Annotated in this window: 1 pseudogene; it reads right to left on the bottom strand. The window is 53.8% G+C overall.

Annotation, left to right across the window (positions count from 1 at the left end):
* A pseudogene (locus AF337_RS40930) lies at nt 1-210 on the bottom strand (acyltransferase family protein); the annotation flags it as partial.

The following is a 210-nucleotide window of genomic DNA, read 5'->3' as shown; positions in this document are numbered from 1 at the left end:
GGCCATCCACCATGACGACCACTGTGAGGCCCACAATCACGCCGCTATAGCGGTGCGGTCGGGCCAGGCAAAGCCACAGGACAGGAAAGAGCAGATAGAATTGGATCTCGGGTGGTATCGACCAGAAAACACCGCTCGAGCCGAGAAGAAAGACATGACGCACAAAATCTGTGACGCCAACGATAGGCTGAACAAAATCCAGATTTTGCA

It is taken from the genome of Rhizobium ecuadorense (assembly GCF_001187535.1).
Classification (GTDB): Bacteria; Pseudomonadota; Alphaproteobacteria; order Rhizobiales; family Rhizobiaceae; genus Rhizobium; species Rhizobium ecuadorense.
The sequence above is the reverse complement of the archived record's forward strand: the minus strand, read 5'-3'. Positions and strand labels throughout refer to the sequence as shown.